Annotated in this window: 13 protein-coding genes and 1 pseudogene; 3 read left to right on the plus strand and 11 right to left on the minus strand. The window is 53.9% G+C overall.

The features are described 5' to 3' along the window. Window positions 1-54 precede the first annotated feature (54 nt). The 9 genes and pseudogenes from J1836_RS11380 to J1836_RS11425 all read right to left on the minus strand — a co-directional run bounded on the left by J1836_RS11380 (window position 55) and on the right by J1836_RS11425 (window position 14,360). A complete protein-coding gene (locus J1836_RS11380; protein ID WP_207251197.1) occupies window positions 55-267 on the minus strand; it encodes a YMGG-like glycine zipper-containing protein in 213 nt (70 codons plus the stop codon). A gap of 32 nt (window positions 268-299) precedes the next feature. Further along, window positions 300-1,499: a DUF481 domain-containing protein gene (locus tag J1836_RS11385; RefSeq protein ID WP_207251198.1), complete on the minus strand. Its 1,200-nt coding sequence runs from the start codon at window positions 1,497-1,499 to the stop codon at window positions 300-302. A 40-nt stretch (window positions 1,500-1,539) separates the two neighbouring features. Continuing rightward, window positions 1,540-1,848, minus strand: a complete 309-nt coding sequence (locus J1836_RS11390; protein WP_207251199.1) for a hypothetical protein — start codon at window positions 1,846-1,848, stop codon at window positions 1,540-1,542. Window positions 1,849-1,865: 17 nt separating this feature from the next. After that, window positions 1,866-2,090, minus strand: a complete 225-nt coding sequence (locus J1836_RS11395; protein WP_207251200.1) for a CsbD family protein — start codon at window positions 2,088-2,090, stop codon at window positions 1,866-1,868. A 148-nt stretch (window positions 2,091-2,238) separates the two neighbouring features. Beyond that, entirely contained in the window at window positions 2,239-2,529 is a 291-nt protein-coding gene (locus J1836_RS11400; RefSeq protein ID WP_207251201.1) for a sll1863 family stress response protein, read from the minus strand. 192 nt (window positions 2,530-2,721) lie between these two features. After that, the gene (locus J1836_RS11405; RefSeq protein WP_207251202.1) at window positions 2,722-11,256 is read right to left on the minus strand and encodes a glycoside hydrolase family 94 protein; all 8,535 of its coding nucleotides are present in this window, start codon (window positions 11,254-11,256) and stop codon (window positions 2,722-2,724) included. A gap of 307 nt (window positions 11,257-11,563) precedes the next feature. Further along, window positions 11,564-12,303: pseudogene (locus J1836_RS21995) on the minus strand (S1C family serine protease). A 29-nt stretch (window positions 12,304-12,332) separates the two neighbouring features. After that, window positions 12,333-13,679 carry a TrkH family potassium uptake protein gene (locus J1836_RS11420; RefSeq protein WP_207251205.1) on the minus strand — a complete coding sequence of 449 codons (1,347 nt, stop codon included), beginning with the start codon at window positions 13,677-13,679 and terminating at the stop codon, window positions 12,333-12,335. An 18-nt stretch (window positions 13,680-13,697) separates the two neighbouring features. Next, window positions 13,698-14,360: a potassium channel family protein gene (locus J1836_RS11425; RefSeq protein ID WP_207251206.1), complete on the minus strand. Its 663-nt coding sequence runs from the start codon at window positions 14,358-14,360 to the stop codon at window positions 13,698-13,700. 117 nt (window positions 14,361-14,477) lie between these two features. Between J1836_RS11425 and J1836_RS11430 the strand changes: the two genes are divergently transcribed. Then, window positions 14,478-14,957 (plus strand): helix-hairpin-helix domain-containing protein, encoded by a 480-nt coding sequence (locus tag J1836_RS11430; protein WP_207251207.1) that lies wholly within the window; start codon window positions 14,478-14,480, stop codon window positions 14,955-14,957. A 59-nt stretch (window positions 14,958-15,016) separates the two neighbouring features. Here the strand turns inward: J1836_RS11430 and J1836_RS11435 are convergent, their stop codons facing one another. Both J1836_RS11435 and smc read right to left on the minus strand, forming a co-directional pair. Beyond that, on the minus strand, window positions 15,017-15,700 hold the full coding sequence (locus J1836_RS11435) for a cell division protein ZipA C-terminal FtsZ-binding domain-containing protein (RefSeq protein WP_207251208.1): 684 nt from the start codon (window positions 15,698-15,700) through the stop codon (window positions 15,017-15,019). A gap of 33 nt (window positions 15,701-15,733) precedes the next feature. Then, window positions 15,734-19,312 carry a chromosome segregation protein SMC gene (gene smc / locus J1836_RS11440; RefSeq protein WP_207251209.1) on the minus strand — a complete coding sequence of 1,193 codons (3,579 nt, stop codon included), beginning with the start codon at window positions 19,310-19,312 and terminating at the stop codon, window positions 15,734-15,736. Window positions 19,313-19,506: 194 nt separating this feature from the next. Between smc and J1836_RS11445 the strand changes: the two genes are divergently transcribed. Then, window positions 19,507-22,653 carry an SdrD B-like domain-containing protein gene (locus J1836_RS11445; protein WP_207251210.1) on the plus strand — a complete coding sequence of 1,049 codons (3,147 nt, stop codon included), beginning with the start codon at window positions 19,507-19,509 and terminating at the stop codon, window positions 22,651-22,653. Window positions 22,654-22,665: 12 nt separating this feature from the next. Then, on the plus strand, window positions 22,666-23,565 hold the full coding sequence (locus J1836_RS11450; RefSeq protein WP_207251211.1) for a DMT family transporter: 900 nt from the start codon (window positions 22,666-22,668) through the stop codon (window positions 23,563-23,565). The last annotated feature ends 643 nt before the right edge of the window (window positions 23,566-24,208 follow it).

The raw sequence follows: 24,208 nt of genomic DNA on the forward strand, positions 1-24,208 counted from the left end.
CTCAGGTGCATCCACGCAGGAGCGTATTTCTCCTTACTGAAATCGTAGTAGGGTTTAACGAACACCGCTGCCAATGATTCCACCGACGGCTGCACCACCAATTGTTCCGGCGGTTGAGCCACCTGTTACCGCACTACCGGTAACTGCACCAACACCTGCGCCCACGGCGGTATTTTTCTCACGGGTTGTCATCCCGGAGCACGCTGTCAAACTCAGTAAAACAGCGATAGTGACTGCGCTAGCAGTTAATTTACGTATCGTTTTCATTTCAAATACCTCATATTAATTTAGCATCGACCTTATTTAAGGCGATAGGTAACGCCCATGAATAATGACTTGTCGATTTCGTCATTGCCATTGTCAGTAATATCGTCACTGACTTTTGATAAAGCCGCTACCGTGTCAAATGCCAGTTTATTACTGATGTAATAACGGTAGGTAGAACTCACCGCATTCGTCGTAGTATCAGCACTGGTAACATCATTGTGATCGTAATTCATTGCCCAGCTATTTAACCAATCCACGCGGTCAGTTAATTCATGCGTCAAACTCATGGCATTTTTGGCGGTATAGCTGCTGTCGCTATCTTGCAAAATGGCAGAAGCTGATGCTTCATTGGAAAACTGGGTTTGGTTATTCAATGGACGGTGGTATTCCGCACCCATATCCAATGCTGGTTTGGTATCACTACCATCATAATCTTTGAAAACTTCGCTCACGCCGACTTTGGCTAACCAACCGTATTTGCGGGTAGAAATGCGTTCATTAACCAAAACGTCACGCGCTCTGAGAATGCCAATAGCGCCTAATTCACCAGCGGTTTTGCCCGTGGCTTGCAGGACTTTTTCAATATCCGCCATCCAATTTTGCTGATAATCGGCTGCGCCATATTGCGTGCGGTATTCAGCTTCTTTAGCAATAATGTTGGCGACTTGGTTATATTCGGCTTTGGTCAAACTGCCGGTTAAACGCTTTTTATCCGTTAACGCCTCTACTAAGCGAATCGCTTGTGCCATTGGAGTCACATTGACAACGCGACCATAACCCACACCAACGCCCGCTTTAATACGTGGGTCATCAGCGCCTTTTTTAACGCCAACTTCGCCTTCGCCATACCAAAAAGCACCTTTGCTATTGGGCTTGAGGTATTTATTCATTCCCACCGAACCTGTGCCGATGTAATTATCTTGGGTCGCATCGTCGGTATTCGGACCGCGTTTGGATGAGCCTTGCAGATCCCCGTTGATTTTAATATCACGGTCGGGGGAGCTGAAAACCCGTTCGTAGTTCATATCCAGATTCAAATCATGACTGGTTTGATCCTGATTACCGCTGTTGACGTTCAAACGACCGGATAAGTACGCATCTTCATACGCACTGGTCGGTTGTTCGTAATCAAATAGGGTTACGTCTTCTGCCATCACGGGTGCAGTTGCACCCAACAGCACAGACGTAACCGCGAAGGCTAGCATTGGCATTTTCATTTTATTCATGTCCATCAATAATCATTAAAACACACCACGGAAGTCCCGTAGGGTCTTATTTTTTCAGGGCTTCTTCTTGTTTTTTCAAAGCGTCCGCCGCTTCTTGCTTTTCTTGTGCTGCTTTGGCTGCAACGCTATCGGCTGCATTCTCGACAGCGTTAGCCGTTGCTGCTTTGGCTTTTTCCGCCTGTTCTTTCATGGCATCCGCCGCTTCACTGGCTTTTTCTTGAGTGGCTGCTACGGCATCTTTGGCTTTTTCATTAGCGTTGTGTGCAGCGTCTACGGCTTTCTTTTCAGTGTCGTTGTCACAGCCCAGCAAAGTGGCAGCGATGAACAGAGAAAGTAAAATAGGGTTGGTTTTCATAAAAACTCCGGGATTGGTTAAATGTTGGTTTCTAGTTTCATGCCTTCGGCATCAATTTTTAAGCCAGTGACGGCGGCTTCCGCTTCTGCAAGGCTCAGGTCATAACGTTCTTGCAATTTACCCACAAGAAGTTCAACTTTGCCGCCGATCTCAAGCAAGTCATCATCGGTTAACTTGCCGAATTGCTCGCGCACGCTGCCTTTTATTTGATGCCAGTGTGCTGACAGATAATTCGTATCCATGAGATTAATCCTTTAAAGCGCCTATTGGCTTTAATTGCGGGGGATTAAAAAGTAAGGCAGCCCGCCTTTTGGGGGGCAAAGTCAATGGGCTACCTTAAAATGCTAGTGTGTTAGCAAAAAATGATTAGAGAGAGGAGAGAGAGCAGAGTCAGGCTTTGAATTTGTCAGCAGCATCTTTAACGGAAGCACTCAGAGAATGCCATGCAGTTTCCACGCCATCCTTCAAATTTTCCCATGCGCCATCACTGGCTTCACCAAACTCTTTTAATTTCGCCTTAGTCGCATCAAATTTTTGTTCCATGTCATGCATGTGTTCGTTATAGCTAATGCGGGTATCGGCCGAGGCCATTTTCGCACGCGCTTGGAACTCGGCTAATTTGGCTCGGGCTAAGGCTAACTCACCTTCGATTTTTTGTTTGTAATCTTCTTTGGTATTCATAATATATCTCCTTTATCTGTAGTGATGATTTTTCTTTTCTCTTTTTGTTGTAAAACCAACAAATTTAAGAGGAAAAACTTTATGTATTTATTAGGCGCTATATTTGCCATTATAGCAAGGTAAATCATAAGGGAAAGCGGGAATAAACAGACTGATTAGAAAGTTAAATTAGCCTTGATTATTTAAATTCATTTAAACTGAGCGATTGGCTATTATTTTAACCTCAATGTAATGTTCAGTCCGGTCATCTTGCAACAAAATATTACCTTGAGGTATTTCAATACCATCCAATGTAATTGTTTTGGTACTTTCCTGAGTGTTTAACTGTGTAATCACAATGTGGTAAAGCGTTTCCCGATAACGATACAGCATTTTGAATCCTGCCCACTCTGGCGGTAAACACGGCTCAAAGCGCAAACTATCGCCTTCGCGCCGCAATCCCAGCAACGATTCGGTAATCAGCCGGTACATCCAGCTTGCCGAGCCAGTGTACCAAGTCCAGCCACCGCGTCCGGTATGCGGTGCAACCGCGTACACGTCGGCAGCAATCACATACGGCTCGACCTTGTACGTTGCCACGGTTTGCGGGGAAGTGGCGTGGTTGATCGGGTTAATCATCCCCAGCAATTCCCATGCGCGTGCGCTGTCGCCCAAGCGGGCAAATGCCATCGCTGCCCAAATTGCGGCATGGGTGTATTGCCCACCGTTTTCGCGCACCCCCGGCACATAGCCACGGATATAACCGGGGTTTAAGTCGGAAGTATTGAAGGGCGGGTCTAACAATTGCACCAGCGCATGATCGCGGCGCACTAAATGCGTATTCAGCGATTGCATCGCCTGTGCGGTGCGTTCGGGCGCACCGACCCCAGAAAGTACCGACCAGCTTTGCGCAATCGAATCAATCTGGCATTCGGGGTTGCTGCTCGAACCCAGCGGCGTGCCGTCGTCGAAGTAAGCGCGGCGATACCATGCGCCATCCCAGCCGTGGCGTTCGAGGTTTTGGCGCAATTGGTAACGTTCCTGCTGGCAACGTTCCGCGAAGGGGATGTCATTGCGCTGTTTTGCCAACTCGGCAAATTGCCCCAACACTTCGCACAGGAAAAAGCCCAGCCAGATGCTTTCGCCTTTGCCCTCGATGCCGACCAGATTCATGCCATCGTTCCAGTCGCCGGAACCCATCAGCGGCAAACCGTGTTCGCCAAAGCGCAAGCCGTGCAGGATGGCGCGGACGCAATGCTGGTACAGGCTGGCAACGTCAGCCGAATGCCCCGGCAAGTCGTAGTACGAATCTTCCCCTGCACTCACCGCACGCCCGCTCAGGAAACCGCGCTGCTCATCCAGCACCGCCATGTCGCCCGTTGTCAGGATGTAACGGCACGTCACCAGCGGCAACCACAAATAATCATCGGAACATTGGGTGCGTACCCCACGGTCGGACGGCGGATGCCACCAATGTTGCACATCACCCTCTGCAAACTGATGCCCTGCACACAGCAGCAAATGTTCGCGGACTTTGTGCGGTTCGGCATGAACCAACGCCATCACGTCCTGCAACTGGTCGCGGAAACCGAATGCGCCGCCGGATTGGTAATAACCGCTGCGTCCCCACAAACGGCAACCCAGCGTTTGGTACAACAGCCAGCCGTTGGCGAGCATATTCACCGCAGGATCAGGTGTTTCTACCTGCACCGTACTCAAGGTTTGCACCCAATAATTTTGTACCTGTTTGAGCGCGTCGAGTGTCGCCGCCATGCCACGGAAACGTTGTACCAAGGCTTGCGCATCGTGCATATCACGCCCTGCACCCAGCTTGAAGACAATCACCCGCTCACGTCCTGCCGCCAGTTCAAACGGCACTTGGATTGCTGCACACGGGTCAAGTGCTGCGCCAACTTTGCCGGACAAATACGCGCGTTGCAGTGCCGCCGGATTGCGCAACGAACCATTGCGCCCGATGAATTCGGCACGGTCGCCTGTGACAGTGCGGTTGTTATCATCCACCGCGAAGAACGCTACCCGTTCTGCAAACTCCATGCTGTAAGGGTTGCGGGCGAATAATGCGCCTTGTGGAGCAGTGCATTCGGTAATCACATGCGGTGCTGATTTCGGGGTTAAATCGCCCAGCACCCATTCCACGTAACCTGTGGCAGAAAGCTGGCGGGTACGACCGGAGGCATTGCGTACTTTCAGCACCGAGAATTTGACCGAGGCATCCAGTGCCACAAACACCGTGAGTTCCGAGTAAATGCCGTTTTCATTGTGTTCAAACACGCTGTAGCCGAAACCGTGGCGGCTGATGGTCGCGCCCGTTCCCGGACACGGTAGTGGCGTGGGCGACCAGAACTCGCCGCTGTCTTCGTCGCGCAAATACAGGGCTTCACCGCTTAAATCGCTCACCGGGTCGTTATGCCACGGGGTTAATCGGTATTCGTGGGCATTTTCGCCCCACGTATAGGCTTGCCCGCTTTCTGAGATCACCGTGCCAAAGTGGGGATTTGCCAGCACGTTCACCCACGGCGCGGGTGTGGTCTGGTCGTTGGTCGGGGTCATCACGTATTCGCGCCCGTCAGCGGTAAACCCGCCCAAGCCGTTGAATAGGATCAGGTCATCACGCGGTAATAACTTGCCCACGGTTGGCGGGGCAGGGAAGGGGTATCGAGTAGGTTTGAACGGCGGCACACGCACGTCCAGCAAGCCGCGCCGATTCACTTGATCGGTCAGCGAACCTTTGCTGTCGGTGATAATGACGCGGGCAACCGACTGGATCAGGATGCGGTCTTCGCTGGAAATCTGGTCGGCATGGCGTACAAAAATACCACCGGGGCGGTCAATGACGTGCGCTTCTACGCCCCACGCAATCAGCCCCATGATTTGTTCTTGCAGCAATTGGCGGTAGCCTTCGCGGTCTTCGTTCCAGATCACCAGATCCACCGTCAAGCCTTTCAAACGCCAGTAGGCATGGGCTTTGACCAGTTGGCGCACCAGTTCGATATTGTCCAGATCCTTGATTTGCAACAGCACAATCGGCAAGTCGCCAGAAATGGCGTGCGCCCACAGGCCGGATTGCCCCCGGTGGTTACTGATTAGGGTGCTGGCATCCGCCCGCAGCAAAGCGTGGGAATAGATCACCGAATTGGCAAGCCGCCCGTAGAGTTGCGCTTCGGCTTCGCTGGCATTGAGCTGGCGCAATACCACTTGGCTGTGCGTCCATGCCAGATCGAATACGCGGTCAGCGAGGCGGCGGTCACGGTATTTTTCCACCAATTGCAGGCTGGCTTCACGAGTATCGGCAATACCGATGACCATATCGAGTGTCACCGAGGCTTCCGGTTCGAGGGTGATGCGGTGGCGGATGGCTACGATGGGGTCAAGCACTGCACCGACGCTGTTCGACAAGTGATCGGCGGTGGTCATGGCGTGCGGTGCAGCGAGGGTATTGCCGCGCCCGATGAATTGCGCCCGGTCGGTTTCATACGAAATGCTGCTGGAATCGCCTTCATGCACTGCCATCAAATGGAACAGCCACGGGCTGTGTTCATCGAGTGCGCGGGGGCGGCGCGTACACAGGATGGCTTGCAGCGGGTCGATGATTTCGGTCTGCACAAACAGCTTGCTGAACGCGGGGTGTAAGGTGTCAGAGGCAGGGGATGCCAATACCACTTCGGCGTAACTGGTGACTTCGATGGTGCGTTGCAGCAGTGAATCGTTGGTGATGCGCACGCGGCGCAATTCGATGTCGTCTTCCGGCGACACCACGATGTCGATGTGCGTGTCGTAGTCGTGGTCACGGCGGCGGAATTCCGCACGACCTTCCGAGAAAATCGCTTCGTAATGGTTTGCCGGAGCAAGCGTCGGTTGATGTGCGGTTGACCAGAATTCGCCACTGGCTACGTCGCGGATGTAGCAGAATGTGCCCCAATGGTCGCGGGTACTGTCTTCCTGCCAGCGCGTGACGGCAAAATCCTTGCACCGACTGTAGCCGCCGCCCGCATTCGTTATCATCACGTTGTAACGCCCGTTGGAGAGCAACTGCACTTCGGGAAGGAGCGTATTCGGGTTTTTGAGTACCCGGATCGGGATTTGCGGTTCGCTGGAAGCCAGCAATACTTCTGCCACTTCCGCCGCTTGGGTATAGAACGCGGTGGCTTTGGGAATGCGTTCTTGCAGCAATAACAGCGTCGCCTGAAATTGCGGGTTCGCGGCAAAACGCCGTTGCATCGGGCGATCCAGCAGCAAATACGCCAACGCCAGCAAACTCATGCCCTGATGGTGCGCCATGAACGACTGGATGACGACCCGCGCTTCCCCGCGCCGTTGCCGGGAGGGGGTGTAATCGACCGCTTCATAGAAGCCAAACTTGCCTACCACACCATCAGCAGCAAGACGTTGCAAGTTTTGGCAAGCGGCTTCGGGGTCAACCATCAGCGCGAGTGCCGAGGCATACGGCGCAATCACCAAATCTTCCGCCAACCCGCGTTTCAGCCCCAAACCCGGCACGCCAAACGCACGGTATTGGTAGTTGAGATGCACATCGACGGTGTTATAACCCGATTCCGACGTACCCCACGGCACGTTGCGCTGTTTGCCATAGGCAATTTGGCGTTGCACCACCGCATGGTAGGTCTGGTCGATCAGGGTATTGGTATAGGTCGGCATGACCAGCAAGGGCATCAGGTATTCAAACATCGAGCCGCTCCACGACAACAGCGTTGGCTCGCCATCGGTGGTGATCAGCAGCCTTCCTAAGGCAAACCAGCTTTCCTGCGGCACTTGTTCCTGCGCAATCGTCACGAAATTGCACAGCCGCGCTTCGGATGCCAGCAAGTCGTAATAACTCGCATCGCGGTGGCGTTCGGTCACGTTATAGCCAATCGCAAACAAGCGGCGCGGCTTGTCATAGAGGAAATCGTATTGCATACACGCCAGTTCGCTGGCTTGCCACGCTAGTTGTTCAAGCGCCGCAATGCGCTCTTGCGCCCGCCGACTGCTTGCCGGAATCAGCAACAATTCGCGTAAGGTCGGAATGCCTGCACTGTCATCTTTCCCACCATCGGGGACAAGGAAACGCAATTCATCCAAATGCCCCCGGCATTGCCGCACCAACGCAACTCCCCATTCGCTGCTATCGACGGATGCAAGCGCGATTAGGTGTTCGAGGCAATGTTTCACCGTTGCCAACGTCATGGGGCGGGTAGTAGCCGCAACATTCAGCGCAGTTTGCAACGCAATCCAGTGCGTCTTATCCGCCGTACTTTCCAGCACAATGCCGAATGTATCTTGCAAGCCTTCCAACCACCGCACCGTTAGAATCGGCTGATCCGGCAATGCCAACAACCCTGGCTGCAAGGTCAGCAAATGCCCGCCCAGATTGCCGCTATCCACCGTAGACACATACATCGGCAACAATGGCTGCAACGATTGCGTGTCGTACCAGTTGTAAAAATGCCCGTGGTAACGTTCCAGACGCTCCATCGTGCGCAAGGTATTCGCAGTACGCTCAATCAGCCCGCCCAGCGGCAAGTAACCAAAATCGTAAGCCGCCAAATTCGCCAGCAACGCCATGCCCATATTGGTCGGCGAAGTGCGGTGCGCCACGCCAACATCACGGTAGACCTGATAATTATCCGGCGGCAGCCAGTTATCTTGCACTCCTACCAAATTCTCGAAATAAGCCCACGTCTTGCGGGCAGTCTTGCGCAAAAACACGGTTTGGTCGGGCGTTAGTTTGCTGGTACGCCGCGCCAGTGGTTCACTCACCCACCAAATAATGGCAGGCGATAACCACCACAACAGTAGGATAGGCGCTGCGATCAGTAAGGTTTCTGGGCGTATCATTACCAGATACAAACCCGTGACCACGGCAATAAACGGCGCAATCCACATTGCCCGGTAAGCGGCGGACAGGTTCGGGCTATGATGGTTGGTTTCGCTCGATGGATTCCATTCCAATAGACGTTGCTTGGAAACCGCCATCCGCCAGAGCGTGCGGATAATCGCATCCAGACTGAAATAGGCTTCGTAAGGCAGGCAAATCAGCGTCAATGCGGCTTGGGTAAAATGCCCTTCCGCCGCCCGCATTTCCGCAGCAAGGTGTTGGCTTAACAGCAAGTCGGCAGGCTTGCGCACCAGACTCAACAAGGACGCGCTTACCGACGGAATCAGCAAAATCGCCAGTACTGCCAGTGTCCAGAATCCTGCCATTGGCAACACTGTCCAGCCCAGCAATAACAGTAAGGTCAATGCCGCTGCGGTAAGGCTGCGCCGTAGATTGTCAAAAATCTTCCAGCGCGACAGCCACGACAGCGGGTTTTTCTGGCGTTCCTTCCCTGCTCCCGGCACGGAGGGCAATAACCAGCCCAGCAATTGCCAGTCGCCACGAATCCAGCGATGCCGACGGCTGACATCTGCGCTGTAACGCACGGGGTATTCTTCATACAACTGCACATCACTGAGCAAGCCCGCCCGCGCATAACAACCTTCCAGCAAGTCATGACTGAGGATGCAGTTTTCTGGCAAACGCCCGCCCAGTGCTTGCTCAAACGCATCCACGTCATAGATGCCTTTGCCGATGAACGAGCCTTCGTTGAACACATCCTGATACACGTCAGAAACAGCGCGGGTGTAAGGGTCGATGCCCGATTCCCCGCCGTACAAGCGTGCATAGCGCGATAGATTGGGAGCGGAAAGGCTCACGCTGACGCGGGGTTGCAGGATGCCATAACCTTGCGTAACCCGTTGCTTGGCAGGGTCGTAAACCGCGTGGTTGAGCGGATGCGCCAATGTGCCGACGAACTGGCGAGCCGCGTCACGCGGAAGCTGCGTATCGGTGTCCAACGTGATCACGTATTTCACCCCAGCCAGCGGCGTAATGTTGCCCACGATCAGCGCGAAAGCGTCCTTTGCACCACCGCGTAGCAGCGCATTCAAATCCGCCAGCTTGCCGCGCTTGCGTTCGTAGCCCATCCACACCTGCGCTTGCGGATTCCAGCGGCGCGGACGGTGGAACAGGAAGAAAATGTTACCCGATTCGCCCGGATATTTGGTATTCAGGTGGTCGATGCCTGCTTGTGCCAGCCGCAATAGCGCATCATCCCCCGGCTGCGTTTCTAGCGGCGCATCCAAGAAATCGGTTAATAAGCCGAAATGCAGATGCGTATCGCGATTGGCGAGAAAACGCACTTCCAGCGTTTCCATCATGCTTTCAATGCCGGAGGTGCTACTGAGCATGGTGGGTACGATGACCAAAGTGCGTGATGGCGCGGGAATGCCTTCAGAAAAATCCATGCGCGGCAAGGCATACGGCGTATTCAACAAGGTTGCCAGCCAGTTCACCAGTGCCACCGACAGGTAGCTTGTACCGAGTGCCAACACGATGCCTAACAATGCCAGCGACCAGCCCTGTACGCCGTCAGCGTGGGCGTGCAGCAGTAAGCCGCCAGTAAACAGCACGGTTAGCAGCGCAATGCCGCCCAGAAAAGATAGCAGCGGTAAGCAGCAAGCGGTTCTGTGGAGTTTCGTGAGCAGCGGCAGCCGTGCTTGCGCGGCTTGTTCGAGTGGGTGCAAACCGTCGTCGATCAGGTAAAAACCAACGTGCGCGGTACGGTCGTCATTGCCATGTTTTTCCGCGCCCGCTTGCGCCAGTTGCACGGCTAATTGTGCCACTTCGCCTTCGGAATAACGGGTGTATTTGGCAATTTTTTCTACGACGTGGCGGTAACGGTCGCGGGTAGCAAACGTCATTTCGCCGTATGCACCTGCGGGATCGTCGATCAGGGCTTGTTCGACCACGCTCATGTTTTCGACGAATGCTTGCCAATCCATTGAGCCAAGGAAGCGCAGGCTGCCAATGCTATTGCCAATGGAGACTTGATCAGCGGCTTGTTGCTGGCTTTCGATTTGCACCAATTGTTCGATGGTCAGGTGTGATTCCGCCAGCAATTGTTCAATCCAGCTCAACGGCAAGCCGAGTGCGGCACTTTGCCACTGCAAGCGGCGTACCAATTCCGCCACAAACGGCGTGCTCATCGGCGGGTTGGAACGCGCCATGTCGGCTATGACAAGAATCAGGCTTTTGGGGTCTTGCTCTGCTGCTGCGACCATGCGGTTTGCCCACGTATCGGCAAGGTCTTGGTCAATTTTGTCGGTGGTAATGCGTGCCGCAATGCGCCGCAGGTTTTCGATCAGTGCCAAGCGCAACATGATGGGGATTGCCCATAATTCACCCAGCTTCAACGGCGTGACGGTTTGGTAAGCGGTGACGAAACGGCTGAGGCTGTCGGGGTCAACCCGCCCATCGCCGTGCGCAATGTTTTCCAGCGCAATGTCATACACACGCGGCAAGCCGCTCGATGCACCATCCGCCAAGCGCGGTAATTCGCGGCTGTAACCTTGCGGCAAATGGCGTTTGGCGGTGCGGATTTGCTCATCAATCAGGTAGAAGTTATCCAGCAACCATTCGCCCGCCGGGGTGAGGCGGTGATTGGAACTGACCGTGGCGGTTAATACACGGGAACATTCCACTAGCACGGCTTCGTTGTCAGAGAGGCGATCGAGAAGCTGATCCTGAACCGATTGCTGGGTGAGTTGGTGGGTGTCGGCTAACGTTCTGCCGTGGCGTTCCATCTGGTCGGCGCTGAAGAGTTCGGCGCGTAAGGGTTGGGTTTCTTTGAAAGACTGTGCCCCCCATTGACGAACATGGTTTAACAGGGTTTTACGGTGTGCTTTCATGAGGGGAAGAACTCTTATTTTGAATAGACTAAACAGAAAAAATAAATAGGGCAGGCAAGGGGTTTTAACAGATTCCGTAAAATCTATTGATGTGATGAGAGGGGTTTTGCATTAAAAACCAGACGTTATATTAAGCGATGCTACGTGTAGTAAATTAACGTATTAAGAAGGGCTATAGCCATTAGGCGCTATATTTTCTTGTATAGCAAGACATATCATTGTAAAGACCATTTAAAGCATAGGGTTAATTACCAAGAATTAAACCCCGATAAATAAATAAGTATGGCGCTCATACCGATTTACAGCGTCATTTTTGGGTATTTGGGTTAATAAGTGGCATCACAATTTGCTTTACGATGTCGATGGGCATGGCAAAGCCAACGCCTTCTGAGCCGCCTGATAAGCTATAAATGGCTACATTAACACCAATTACTTGACCCGCACTATTCAACAGCGGTGCACCAGAGCTACCGGGGTTAATGGCGGCATCGGTTTGAATCAGGTGATAGATTGCGCCGTTTTGCTCATCACCAAACGTGCGATCAAGCGCAGAAATCAGCCCTTCGCTCAGGTTAGGGCCAAGGTCAAACGCATTGCCGATACTGAAGACGCGTTGCCCGACTTGCAAGCGTTGACTGCTTCCCAAGCGAGCAGCGGGGGGGCATTGTTGAGGCGTGGGAGTTGCAGCACCGCAAGGTCTTGTTCTTTATTGTAGCCGATGACCTGTGCTTCCACGGTGCGTTGGTCGGCGAGGCGCACCTGCATCACGGTTTGCCCTTGAATCAGGTGTTGGGTGGTTACAATATGCCCTTGCGTATCCCATACAAAACCTGTGCCGGAAGCCGTGCCTTCCCATGCGTTGGCGAGGGGATTTTTTGCGTTCAAGGAGACAACAGAGGGATTACTGCGCTCGAATAAGGCAATGGTCTGGTGTTCGTTGGCGGTCAATGTTGCTGCATTACCGAACGATTGCGCGGGCATTAGCGTGCAACCTTGCAGTAATCCTAGACTGAGTAACAGTGTGTTACTCATGTAATTTTTCATCATTGTTTTACCTGTGCTGAAAAGTACAGCGTTTAACCTAAATAGATCTGTCCGGCGGGATAGCGTACCCTAGGCGCGGCTTGTGTTGCTAGGAAGAATCCTAATGTTAAAGGCCCCACCCGTCCGATAAACATCAATAGCATCAAGATGGTGCGCCCCGTATCATCAAATTGCGCCGTTAAACCACGGCTAACACCGACGGTACACAAGGCAGAGGTTGCTTCAAATAGAATGTCCAAAAATTTTCCATCATTGGAAATCGTCAGGAAAAACATCCCTGCCATTAGGGTTAATACGGTGAGTACTGAAATAGCGGTGACTTTTAGTACCTCATCCATGCCAATACTGCGTCCGAAGACATGCAATTGTTTTTGCCGCCGAAAAAATGCCACCGTCGCGAGAATTAAGACGATAAAGGTGGTGACTTTAATACCGCCTGCGGTGGAGGTGCTTCCGCCGCCGATCAGCATCCAGGCAATAAAACTCAACACGGTACTGTCGTGCATTCCTGCTAGATCAATGCTATTAAACCCCGCCGTTCGCGCAATCACGGCTTGAAACCAACTGGCTTGCCAGCGATCTATGGCGCTGTCTAGCGTACCTAAGGTTTTCACGTTATCCCATTCTAGTGCGGCGAATATCACGGTAGACCACACCAGTAAGACCCCAGTTCCCACCAACATCAATTTGGTATGCAGTGAAAATAACCGCCACTGCCGCAACTGAAGCATATCCGCCATTACGCTATAGCCTAACCCGCCGATAATCACCAGCATTGGCAGCGTGAAATTCACGATAGGGTTGGTTGCCCAACGCATCGCACTGTCAGGAAATAACCCAAAGCCTGCATTATTGAACGCCGAAATGCTGTGGAATAGGGCTTGCCACAAGCCGCCCGCCCAGCCGAATTCTGGCACGGTCACGAATGCGAGCAAGGCCATGCCGCTCAGTTCGCATACCACGACCACGCGCAAAATCACCCGCAACAAGCGTACCAGCTCACTCACCGAGGTTTGATTCAAATCTTCGCGCAGGAAGACATGGTGCGACATACCAATCGGCAAACCCATAGCGGATAATATCAGCACCGCAAACACCATGATGCCTAAGCCACCGAGCTGGATCAGCAGCAAGATAAACGCTTGCCCGGTCGAGGTGAAATAACTCCCCGTATCCACCACCGCCAAACCGGTAACAGTCACGGCTGATACCGCCGTAAACAGCGCATCCCACCACGCAATACCATTGTGGGTAGCAACCGGCAATTTTAATAACAGCATCCCGATAACAATCAAGATGGCATACGACAACGCTAATAGGGCAGGGGGCGGTAAACGCACACTCCGCTGGAAAGCCAACGCACGCAGGAATACAAACATGGGATACTCCGCCGCTGGTTACACACTATCACTGAATTTGCGTAACGACGTGCGCCGCCCTAGCAGCAGCAATTTATCATCGGGGTGCAGTTGTGCCTTGCCATCGTTGCAGGACACAAACTCACTCCCGCGCATCAACCCAAGGCAGCGTAATTCAAACTTTTCGGTGAGCTTGAGGGAAGCGACGGTCACGCCATCCAAATGATTGGGCACGGTCATATTGACGATGTGGAAACCGTTGCCGAGGCTAACATAATCGCGTACTAGCGGGTTGTGGAGCATTTGTGCAATGTGCTGCCCGATTTCTTCTTCGGGGTGTACGATGCGGTCAGCACCGAGTTTATTGAGAATGCGGTGATGGGTGCGGCTGCTGGCTTTAACCCAAACGGTTTTTGCGCCGAGCATCCGCGCATTCATGGTGCACAAAATGCTGGCTTCCAAATCTTCGCCCATCGCAATTAATACCACGTCGTAATGCCCAATACCGGCTTCGCGTAGCGCATGTTCATCGCGTCCATCCACAATCAAGGCTTCGGAGAGGCTATTGGCTAAATGGCTGACCCGTTTTTCATCAAGATCAATGCCTAAAACATGATTGCCGAAGCGAACCAATTCGGCTGCAACTGTACTGCCGAATGTACCAAGACCAATAATGGCGAAACTTTTGTGCTGATGAGCCACGGGCGATTCCTTTTTGTTTGAAATTTGAACAACTCTGTCACAATTCTGGGGTGAGTTTAATGTTAAGATTTTATTACAAATTGATGAATGTAAGTAAAAACAATAGGAGAACCAAGAATGGAACAAGATCTTGCTAATGTAAAGTATGTAGGCCCTGCCACCATTAAGCGTCTGGCAGAACACGGGATTAGTAGCGTTGCGCAATTGGCAGCCATGCCGCCGGAGACATTAGCGGCGTTACCGGGCATTGGTGATAACACTGCGCCGCTGATTATTGCTAGCGCTCAAGCCTTGCTGGCGGATGCTCAGCCGAACGACGACGTAGCGGTAGCAGATGCGGAATGGCTTGTTGAGCCTGAAACGGGTGAAATGCTGGCGGAAGAGATTCCCGCTGACTATCATGTGGTCACACCTGAGCCAGAGTTGTCTAAAAAGGAACTCAAAAAAGCCGCGAAACAAGCTAAGAAAGCGCTGAAGAAGGAACTCAAAAAAGCTGAGAAACAGCAAAAAGCACTCCACAAGGCTGAGAGAAAAGCGGCAAAGAAAGCGAAAAAGGCAGAAAAGAAGGCTCAGAAAGCGCAAAAGAAAAAAGACTAATACTGGCGTTGCGTAGAAGAACCTCCTCCTGTTGGGGAGGAGGTTCTGTTCTTTAAGTCTTATGCTGCCAGTGCGAGTAAATCAGCCCAAGATGCCGCCGTAATCGGTCGTTGGTTCTGGTCTTTCAGCACACCATTCAGGTCAGTCGTTAAGCGTTCAGCGGTGCGCATGAAATCATTGATCGCTTCCGCGTCATCAATCGGGCTTGGCAAATTCAGAATCATGGAAAGCCCAGGTGTGTTTTGCACCAATAATTCTTCAGGAATCAATGTCCATGGTTTAACCCCGTTAGCAATGCTAAACAAGCTGGCCTCACCCTGTTCGGTCAGGATATAGCGGTGGAAAATATTCATATCCCCGAAATTCAACCCCGCATTATCCAGCGCGTGTAAGACGTGTTCACCGTCAAAGCCTGCTTCAATATCTGCCGCAATGAACAACACCAATTGCGGTGGCAAGCTGACAGCAGCTTTGGATAGCGGTGTTACGTTGTCGGGATGCTTGCCTGACACATTCGTCATCATTACATCGGACATATTACGCGCGTTGGAAGATGGGCGTTTGCCATCGCGGGCGGGTACATCGTCAGCCACGCTGGAAAGCTCGTTGCCATCTGCATCGCGTAATAGGGGTACGTTTTCATCGCGCTTTTGGGGAGCATGGCGTGATACGCGGCTAATCACGTAAATACCGACCAATGCCGCAAGACCCAGCACCATGATAATCAGGCTTACCAGTTCCATTTAAAATCCTTTAATCCTTATTTGTTGTCGTCTTCATCCATTTGCCAGCTTGACGGCTTCCGCCATGTCAACCGCCACCAGCCGCGAGACACCCGCTTCCCGCATGGTAACACCGATAAGATTTTCGGCAAGTTCCATTGTGGATTTATTGTGGGTGATAAAAATGAATTGCACACGTTCCGACATATGCCGTACTAGCTCACAAAAACGCCCGACGTTCGCTTCATCGAGGGGGGCATCCACCTCATCCAGCATACAAAACGGTGCGGGATTTAGCTCGAAAATCGCGAATACCAAGGCTACGGCAGTCAGGGCTTTTTCGCCACCTGACATCAGGTAAATGGTCGAAATCCGCTTACCCGGCGGGCGTGCCATGATCGCAATACCCGTTGTCAGCAAGTCATCCCCTGTCATTTCTAGATAACATTCGCCGCCACCAAACAGACGCGGAAACATATCCTGTAAGCGGCTGTTGACTTTATCAAAGGTTTCTTTGAAACGCGCACGGGTTTCGCGGTCGATTTTACGGATAGCCGTGTCTAATGTCTCTAAAGCGGCTACTAAATCAGCATTTTGTTGATCTAAATACTGTTTGCGCTCGCTTTGTTCGCGGTATTCGTCGATAGCAGCAAGGTTAATTGCGCCCAAGCGCTGGATGCTGCGTTGGATGGTTTCCAACGGTTGTTGGAACTGTTCCGGTGTGGCATCGGGCGGTAAGGTGGCTTGCAAGGCAGCAACGTCGAATTCGGTTTTGGCGAACTGTTCGGCAGTGGTTTGTTCGCGTACTTGCACCGCTTGCCATTCAAGTTTGCGATTTTCTTGCTCGGTACGGGTGTGTTCGACGCGGCGTTCGGCTTGTACGCGGGCAGCTTCTTGTTGGCGAATCTCGTTTTCTATGCCTTGCAAGGTATGGCGGGCGTGAGTGAGGCGTTGTTCAACATCGGCACGTTGCGCGAGGGCGGTATCGCGTTCGGCTTGCAAGGCGGTGGCGGGGTCGTCTTGCATTTGGAGTTGTTCGAGCAGGGTATCGCGTTGTTGTTCGAGTAATTCAAGGCGACTGTTGAAACGGTCGAGTTGGCGTTGGCTATTGTCGCGCTGGGTACGGTTGGTTTCGAGTTGCAGGCGAATGTCTTGGGCGGTGTCTTGCAGCTCGCGTAAATGGCGGCGGGCATCGCTGACGGCGTGTTGTCGTTCGTCACGGCTGGCGGCGAGGCTGTCGCGTTCGATTTGCACGCTGTCGAGCAAGTCGAGGGCGGTGTTGCGCTGCTCGGTGGCAATCAGGTGATCTTCTTCCTGTTGCTGGCGTTGCGCGTCGAGTTCTGCGCATTCGGCAGCGATTTGCTGGCGGCGGCTGTGTAATTGCGCAATGCGTTGTTGCAGGGCGTGTAAGCGGCTGCGCTGTTCGGATTCGGCGCGGTGCAAGCGGTTGGTGTCGGCTTGTGCTTGATGGCGCTGCTGTTCGTGGTGGTGGATGCTGTCGCGGAGTTGCTCAGCTTGTTGTTGCCAGTCGGTGAGGGCGGTTTCTAGCGTGGCAAGTTGTTCGCGCAAGGTTTCGATTTCTTGCTGGCGTTGGAGGATGCCGCTGTGCGCGTCGGTTTGGCGGCGGCTGCGTAGCCAGTTGCTGCCTAGCCAGATACCAGCGCGGGTGACGATGGATTCGTGCGGGGCTAGGGTGTGGCGTTGCGCTAGGGCTTCGTGCAGGGTTTCGGTGCAGTGGATGCTGGCGACGAGGGTTTGGGCGGCGCGGGGGGCTTGGAGTTTGCTAGAGAGGTAGCAAGAGGCACTGGGTTCCCCAGTGTTGCCCCCTTCCCAGCCTTCCCCCGCAAGGGGGGAAGGAGCAAGAGTATCTGACTCCGTTGTTAGCAGTGTAATGCCCGCTTTGGGGAATACACTTTCTTTGCTCCCTTCACCCCTTGCGGGGGAAGGGCTGGGGATGGGGGGTAATGCGGTTGTACAAACCGCATCCAAATCTTCCCCCAACACTGCTTCAAACGCGCTTTCCCAACCCGCTTCGACTTTGAGGATTTCGGCAATGCGCGGGGCGCTGTCTAAGTCGTGTTCTTTGAGCCATTGGTTACGCGTTTTGTCGGCTTTTTCTAAGCCTGCTTGTTGCAAGGTTTCTAGCGAGGCGAGCCGTCCTTGTAGGGCTTGGCGGCGGGAGCGGGCTTGGTCTAGTTGGGTTTGAACCTCGCGCTGCGCTTGCTGTTGCTGGTTAAGTTGAGTACTGAGGTCGGCAAGCTGTTCTTCCGCGATGACATGGGCGGCGGCGGATTCCTCGCATTCGGCTTCGAGTAGTGCTTGGTCGTCTTCAAAGCGGCTGCTGGTGAGGCTGGCGGTTTCTTGGTGCAGGCGTTCAAAGCGTTGGCTGGTTTGGCTCAGTTGGCGTTCGAGTTGTTCCATGCGGGCTTTTTCGACTTGCGCTTGGCGGGTCGGTTCGGCAATACGCTGTTGGATGTTTTGCCAGTGTTCTTGCCAGTCGTTGAGCTGGTCTTCGGCATCGTGTAGTTGTGCGTCGGCGAGGTCGAGTTGCTCGTTCAACGCCTCTTCGCGGGGTTCGAGATCGGCAAGGGTTTGTTCGCAAACGTGTAATTTGTCGCGGTCTTCGGCGGCGTGACGCAGGGTTTCTTCGAGGCTTTGTTCGGCTTGGCGCAAGGCATCTTGCTGGCGGCGTTGGATGTCGCGCTGGTGTTGGATGCTTTGTTCGATGCGGGCAATGTCTGCTCCGGCTTGGTAATACTCGCCTTGCACCACGTTGAGGGTGTCGTTGGCGGTGGTGTATTGCTCGCGCAAGGCTTCGATCAGGGCTTCGAGGTGGCGAATGTCGGCAATCTGTTGCTGATAATCAGTGGAACGTTGGCTGAGGTCGCGCAGGCGTTGTGCGCCGTCGGCTTGGAGGGCTTGCCATTGCAGGAGCAGGATGCTGGCTTCGAGGTGGCGTTCTTCGTTACGTAATTCGCGGAAACGTTGTGCAGCTTTGGCTTGTTTGTCGAGGCGTTCGAGTTGTTTTTCGAGTTCGTCGCGCAAGTCGGTGAGGCGTTCGAGGTTTTCGCGGGTGTGCGCCATGCGCGTTTCGGTTTCGCGGCGGCGTTCTTTGTAGCGTGAAATGCCAGCGGCTTCTTCGAGGGTATTGCGCAATTCTTCGGGCTTGGCTTCGATCAGGCGCGAAATCATGCCTTGTTCGATAATGGCGTAGCTGCGCGGCCCCAAGCCTGTGCCGAGGAAAATGTCGGTAATGTCGCGGCGGCGGCATTTCGCGCCGTTGAGGAAATAGCGGGAATCGCCGTCGCGGCTGACTTGGCGTTTGACGGAGATTTCGGCGTATTGGGCATATGCGCCGCCGAGCGTGCCGTCGCTGTTGTCGAACACGAGTTCGACCGAGGCTAGCCCGATGGGTTTGCGGGAGGATGAGCCGTTGAAAATCACGTCTTCCATCGACGCGCCGCGCAGGTGTTTGGCGGAGGATTCGCCCATGACCCAGCGCACAGCATCAATGGTGTTGGACTTGCCACACCCGTTGGGACCGAGGATGCCGGTGAGGTTGCTGCGTAAATCCAGCGTCACGGGGTCGACGAAACTTTTGAATCCGGCAATGCGGATTTTACTTAGACGCACGGGGTGAGGCTTACCTGTTGCTTGGGGTAGGGGATTTTACGGGAGTGCGTGGGGTAAAGGCTAGCGGTCAATGCGTGGATTCGTGCGGGGGAGTATTTTTTGATGTTGCCATAAATATATTTGTGCTCGACATCTATTCGCGATAGAATTTACTTATTCAAATTCTTCTAAAAAATACACCAGCAGGCTTGCTCATGCAGAATAATAATAATCGCCCCATGAGGGTGAACGCCGCCTTGTGGCTTGTCGTCTGCGTACTTTTGCTTTGTTTCACACCATTGACTTACGCAGCAGGGGCGGATTTATTAGTGGTCAAGCAAGTCAGCACCACGACACCTGCCGCTGGCGAAACCTTTACTTATACCCTCCGCTACCGTTGCGCGAGTATTACCGCGTTGTATTGCGCCGCTCCCACGATTACCGACACCCTTCCTGCACCGCTAAAACTTGTCAGTTACACGCCAATGGGTGGCAGTGTGGCGGATGCCACTCTGGTCGGTAAAACCTTAACGTGGCGTTTGGCAACACCGCCGGATGGCTTGCCGGAAGGCGTTCCTGCTGACGGTTTAGCTGCCGGATCGACAGGCATTCTCAAGGTGCAGGTGAAGTTTCCGACCTGTAACAGTGCCGCCCCGCCTGTGAGTGTGAGCAATGTAGCAATTGCTGAAACGGGCGGTATTGCTAGTACCTCAACTGCGCCGGATGTCATTGTTCCCGTTGGCATTGATGCTGCGTGTCCAACGCCACCCCCTGCGCCTAGCGTTGGTTTTGCCAAAACAGGCAGCGCTGATTTCGTGCAACCAGGGGGCATGGAACGCTGGAGCGTGAGCCTACCCAGCAGCGCCACGGCCTACACGGTGATCGAACACGTTCCGGCAGGAATGCAGGTGTACGTTGCCGCCGCTACCAATACCCCGAAACTGATGAACTACCCTGAAGTGGATTGCACGGCGGATGGCGTGGATGATTTTCACCCCTTGAGTTTGCCTATCCTCAACTGGGCGGTGTCGGAACAAGCGGCGGGGCGTAGCAGTAATTTGCACGATGCCAACGGCAACCCGACAGGGTGTGTGGCAACGGCGTTGCCGTCGGGCGCAACCGTAGTGAGCATCAAGCGTTTACGCTGGGCCGTGGCAGCAAATCTTGCCAAACAAACGCTGGATTTACGTTTTGTGGTAGATGGCAATTACGTGGGTGACGGTATCCGCAACTGCACTGAGTCTTCACAGCACGGCACGAGTTGTGCGCCCATAATTCCGGTGTTAGGGCAGGGCGAACCTATTTTAAGTCTCAGCAAAATTACACCGACTGGTGGCGTGGTATCGCCGGATGCATCGACTATCGTCTATACCGTGCCTTCGTGGAAACCGTTGGTTGCGCCTGCCCCTTTCAGCAATGACCATGTATACCGCGTGTCGTTGGGGGTGGATGAGTTATCGGGAACGGGGACGCAATACCCGATCCTCGAAGATGTGTTGCCCGCTGGCTTGGATTATGTGACAGGGCAGGGTGGCAACTGGTGGCGGGTGGCTGTGCCTAGCAGCGGGGTGGCGACCGATCAGGTGGCGTGTTTGTTCCCGCGTTTTAGCCGGGTGGTGCAAGCGGATGGACGCGTGAAGTTACGTTGGGAATTTCCCGGCTGTCAGTTGCCCGTGGGCAGGTCTGACAATGGCGTGGCGGTGTATTTCAGTGCGCGGATTCGCCCCGGCATTCCCGCCACCACGCTTATTACCAATGTGGCGCAGTATGCCACGGGGGATCATCCTTTGGTGACGTGCGTGAATGGCGCGGATGCGGGAAAAACGGCGCAAGCGTTTTGCCGCTCCTCTAACGCTAATTTCAATGTGCCGGAGTTGACGACGCTCGATAGTGTGAAATGGGTCAAGGGCGCATTGGACAATGCTTTTAGCCGCACGCCAAATACGGGCAAAACCGATTTGAGCGGGGCGGGAACGTATGTGCTGGAAATCCGCAATACCGGCAATGTGACGGATACGCGGCTGGAGGTGCAGGATGTGTTGCCTGCATTGGGCGATACGGCACAGGTCACGGGCGTTGCGCGGGGTTCGCAATGGAGTGTGGAACGTAGTGGGGATATTGTTCTGCAACGCGTCGCGGCGGATGGCAGTGTGAGTGCTGTGCCTGCCAGTGAAGTGCAAGATTCAACCAATGGTGCGCAATCCTTCCAGTTCACGTGGTTGCCAGCGGGTGGCTTGTTGCCGGGGGAAAAGCTGCGGATTACTGTGCCCGTGCGGCAGTTAGCAGGTGAAGCAACGCCTGCCAATTTGAGTGTGGCGTGGAATAGCTTTACCTATACCGCCAGTTATGACGACACGACGACGCATACGACGGAAACATTGCTGACGACCGAGCCGCCAAAGGTGGGGCTGATGATGGTGGACACGGCGGCGGTGGCGGGTTTAGGGGATTACGTGTGGTTTGACCGCAATGGTGATGGGCGGCAGGATGCGAGTGAACCGCCGCTGGAAGGGGTGACGGTGCGCGTGTATGACGGCACAACCTTGGTGGCGGAAACGTTGACGGATGGGGCAGGACATTACGCTTTTTGGGGCTTGCTGCCTAACCATGCCTACAGCGTGAAACTGGATAAGCCGGATGATTATTTGGCGGGCAATCCGCTGGGTGGGATGCCGCCGCAAGGTATTGACGTTGCCTCCACGGGGGCAGCAGGAAGTTTTGCGGCGGATTATGACATGGGGTTGACGTTGCCCGCTGCTCTCGGTGATCGGGTGTGGTTGGATGCGAACGGTGACGGGGCGCAAGATGCGGATGAAGGGGGTGTTGCTGGCGTGACGGTGACGCTGAAAACGGCGGCGGGGGTGAGTGCGGCGGTAACGCAAACCAATGCAGCGGGGGCGTATGGGTTTGCTAATGTGCAGCCGGGGACATATTTCCTTGAGTTTAGCGATTTGCCAGCGGGGTATGTGCCAACGGCTCGCGGCATGACAGGTGATCGCCAAACCGATAGCGATGTGGATGCGGCTGGCAAGACGGGCCTGATGACGCTGGAGGCAGGTGTGCAGGATTTTTCGTGGGATTTGGGTCTGTCACTGCCGCGTAGTGTTGATCTGAGTATCAGCAAAAGCGTGGATAAGCCGCAGGTGAAACGTGGCGAAGCGGTGGTTTATACGCTGATGGTGAGTAATACGGGGTCGGATGATGCGTCGGGTGTGCAGGTGCACGATGTATTGCCGGGGTCGTTACAGTTTCAACGGGCAAGTCCAGTCGGTGAATATGATTCGCTGACGGGGGTGTGGAGGGTCGGCTGGTTGGCTGCTTCGGCGCAGCGGCAGTTGCAGATTACTGCGCAAGTACGGTGATATACTGCGGCGATGCAATATTCATTTCTTGACCGATTTTCCCCTTACTTGCTGCTGGTGCTGACGATTCTGTTCTGGGCAGGTAATTTTAATTTGGCGCGGGCTATCCATGTCGATGTGCCGCCGTTGGGCTTGTCGTTTTGGCGCTGGGCGGTGGCGGCGTTGATTTTGTTGCCGTTTGCGTGGTCGGCGATGCGGGGGGCGTTGCCGTTGGCACAAACGCATTGGCGATTGGTGTTGGCGTTGGCGGTGTTGGGTATCGCGGGGTTTAACAGTTTGGTGTATGTCGGTTTGCAAACCACGACGGCGACGAATGGGGTGTTGCTGCAATCGGTCACGCCGATCACGATGATTTTGCTGGCAAGTTGGGTATTGCATGAGAAAAGCCATGCTTGGCAATGGCTGGGGATCGGGGTGTCGTTGCTGGGGGTATTGGTGATTATTACGCGGGCGGATGTCAGCGTGTTACAGCAGTTGGCATTCAATCGCGGCGATGTGTGGATTGTGGCAGCAACCTTGGATTGGTCGTTGTATACGGTATTGTTGCGCAAGCTCCCAGAGGGGTTGAAGGGCTTGCCGATTTTGGGATTTACGGTGAGTCTGGGGGCGTTGGCGATTTTGCCGCTGTATGTGTATGAAAGCGTGACGTTTCAGATCATGCCGTTCACGGCGCTGAGCGTGGCGAGCATTGCGTATGTGGCGGTGTTTCCGTCGTTGTTGTCGTATATGTTTTGGAATCATGCCACGCAACGGTTGGGTGTGAGTCGCACGGGGCAGTTTAGCCATTTGATGCCGGTGTTTGGGATTTTGTTGGCGACGCTGTTGCTGGGGGAACGCTTGCAGTTTTACCATGCAATCGGGATGATATTGGTAGCTGCTGGGATTTTGCTGGCAAACAAGAAAAGGATTTGATGTGGATAAGCAACGCATTCTGAAGATTTTAGCGGTATTGGGTGAGCCAACTGATAACCGTCCGTGGCGCGATTATTCCGCTTATGGGTTGACGGCGGCGGATGCACCGACGCTGGTGGAATTGGTGGCGGATAATAGTTTTGTGGAAAGCGAGGGTGCGGATTATTGGGTGCCGCTGCATTCGTGGCGGGCATTGCTGCATTTGATGCCTGCTGGTTTACCTGAGTTGATCGGCATTTTTGACGTGGTGGCGGAAGACGATTGGGCGCACGATGAAATTCCGCTGGTGGTCGCAGCGGCGGGCGAAGCGGCACTCGATCCGCTACTGGATTATGTGCTGGATAAGCGTAACGATGAATTTGCGATTCCACTGGCGTTGCAGTGTTTGGTGGAAATCGGTAATCGGCATCGCAAGTTGCGTAAACCCGTGATTGAGCGCTTGGTATATGGCTTGAAGCATACGGCAGTGCGGGATTATGGTTTGCGCGGGTTGATTGTGGCGGAGTTGGTGTCATTGCGTGCGGTGGAAGCAATGCCTGCGATTCGAGCGGCGTTTGCAGAGGATCAAGTGGATTGGACGGTCAGCGGTGACTTGGAAGACGTGGAGCTGGGCATGGGTTTGCGTACAAAACGCGATACGCCC

Source organism: Thiothrix fructosivorans (genome assembly GCF_017349355.1).
GTDB classification, from domain to species: domain Bacteria; phylum Pseudomonadota; class Gammaproteobacteria; order Thiotrichales; family Thiotrichaceae; genus Thiothrix; species Thiothrix fructosivorans.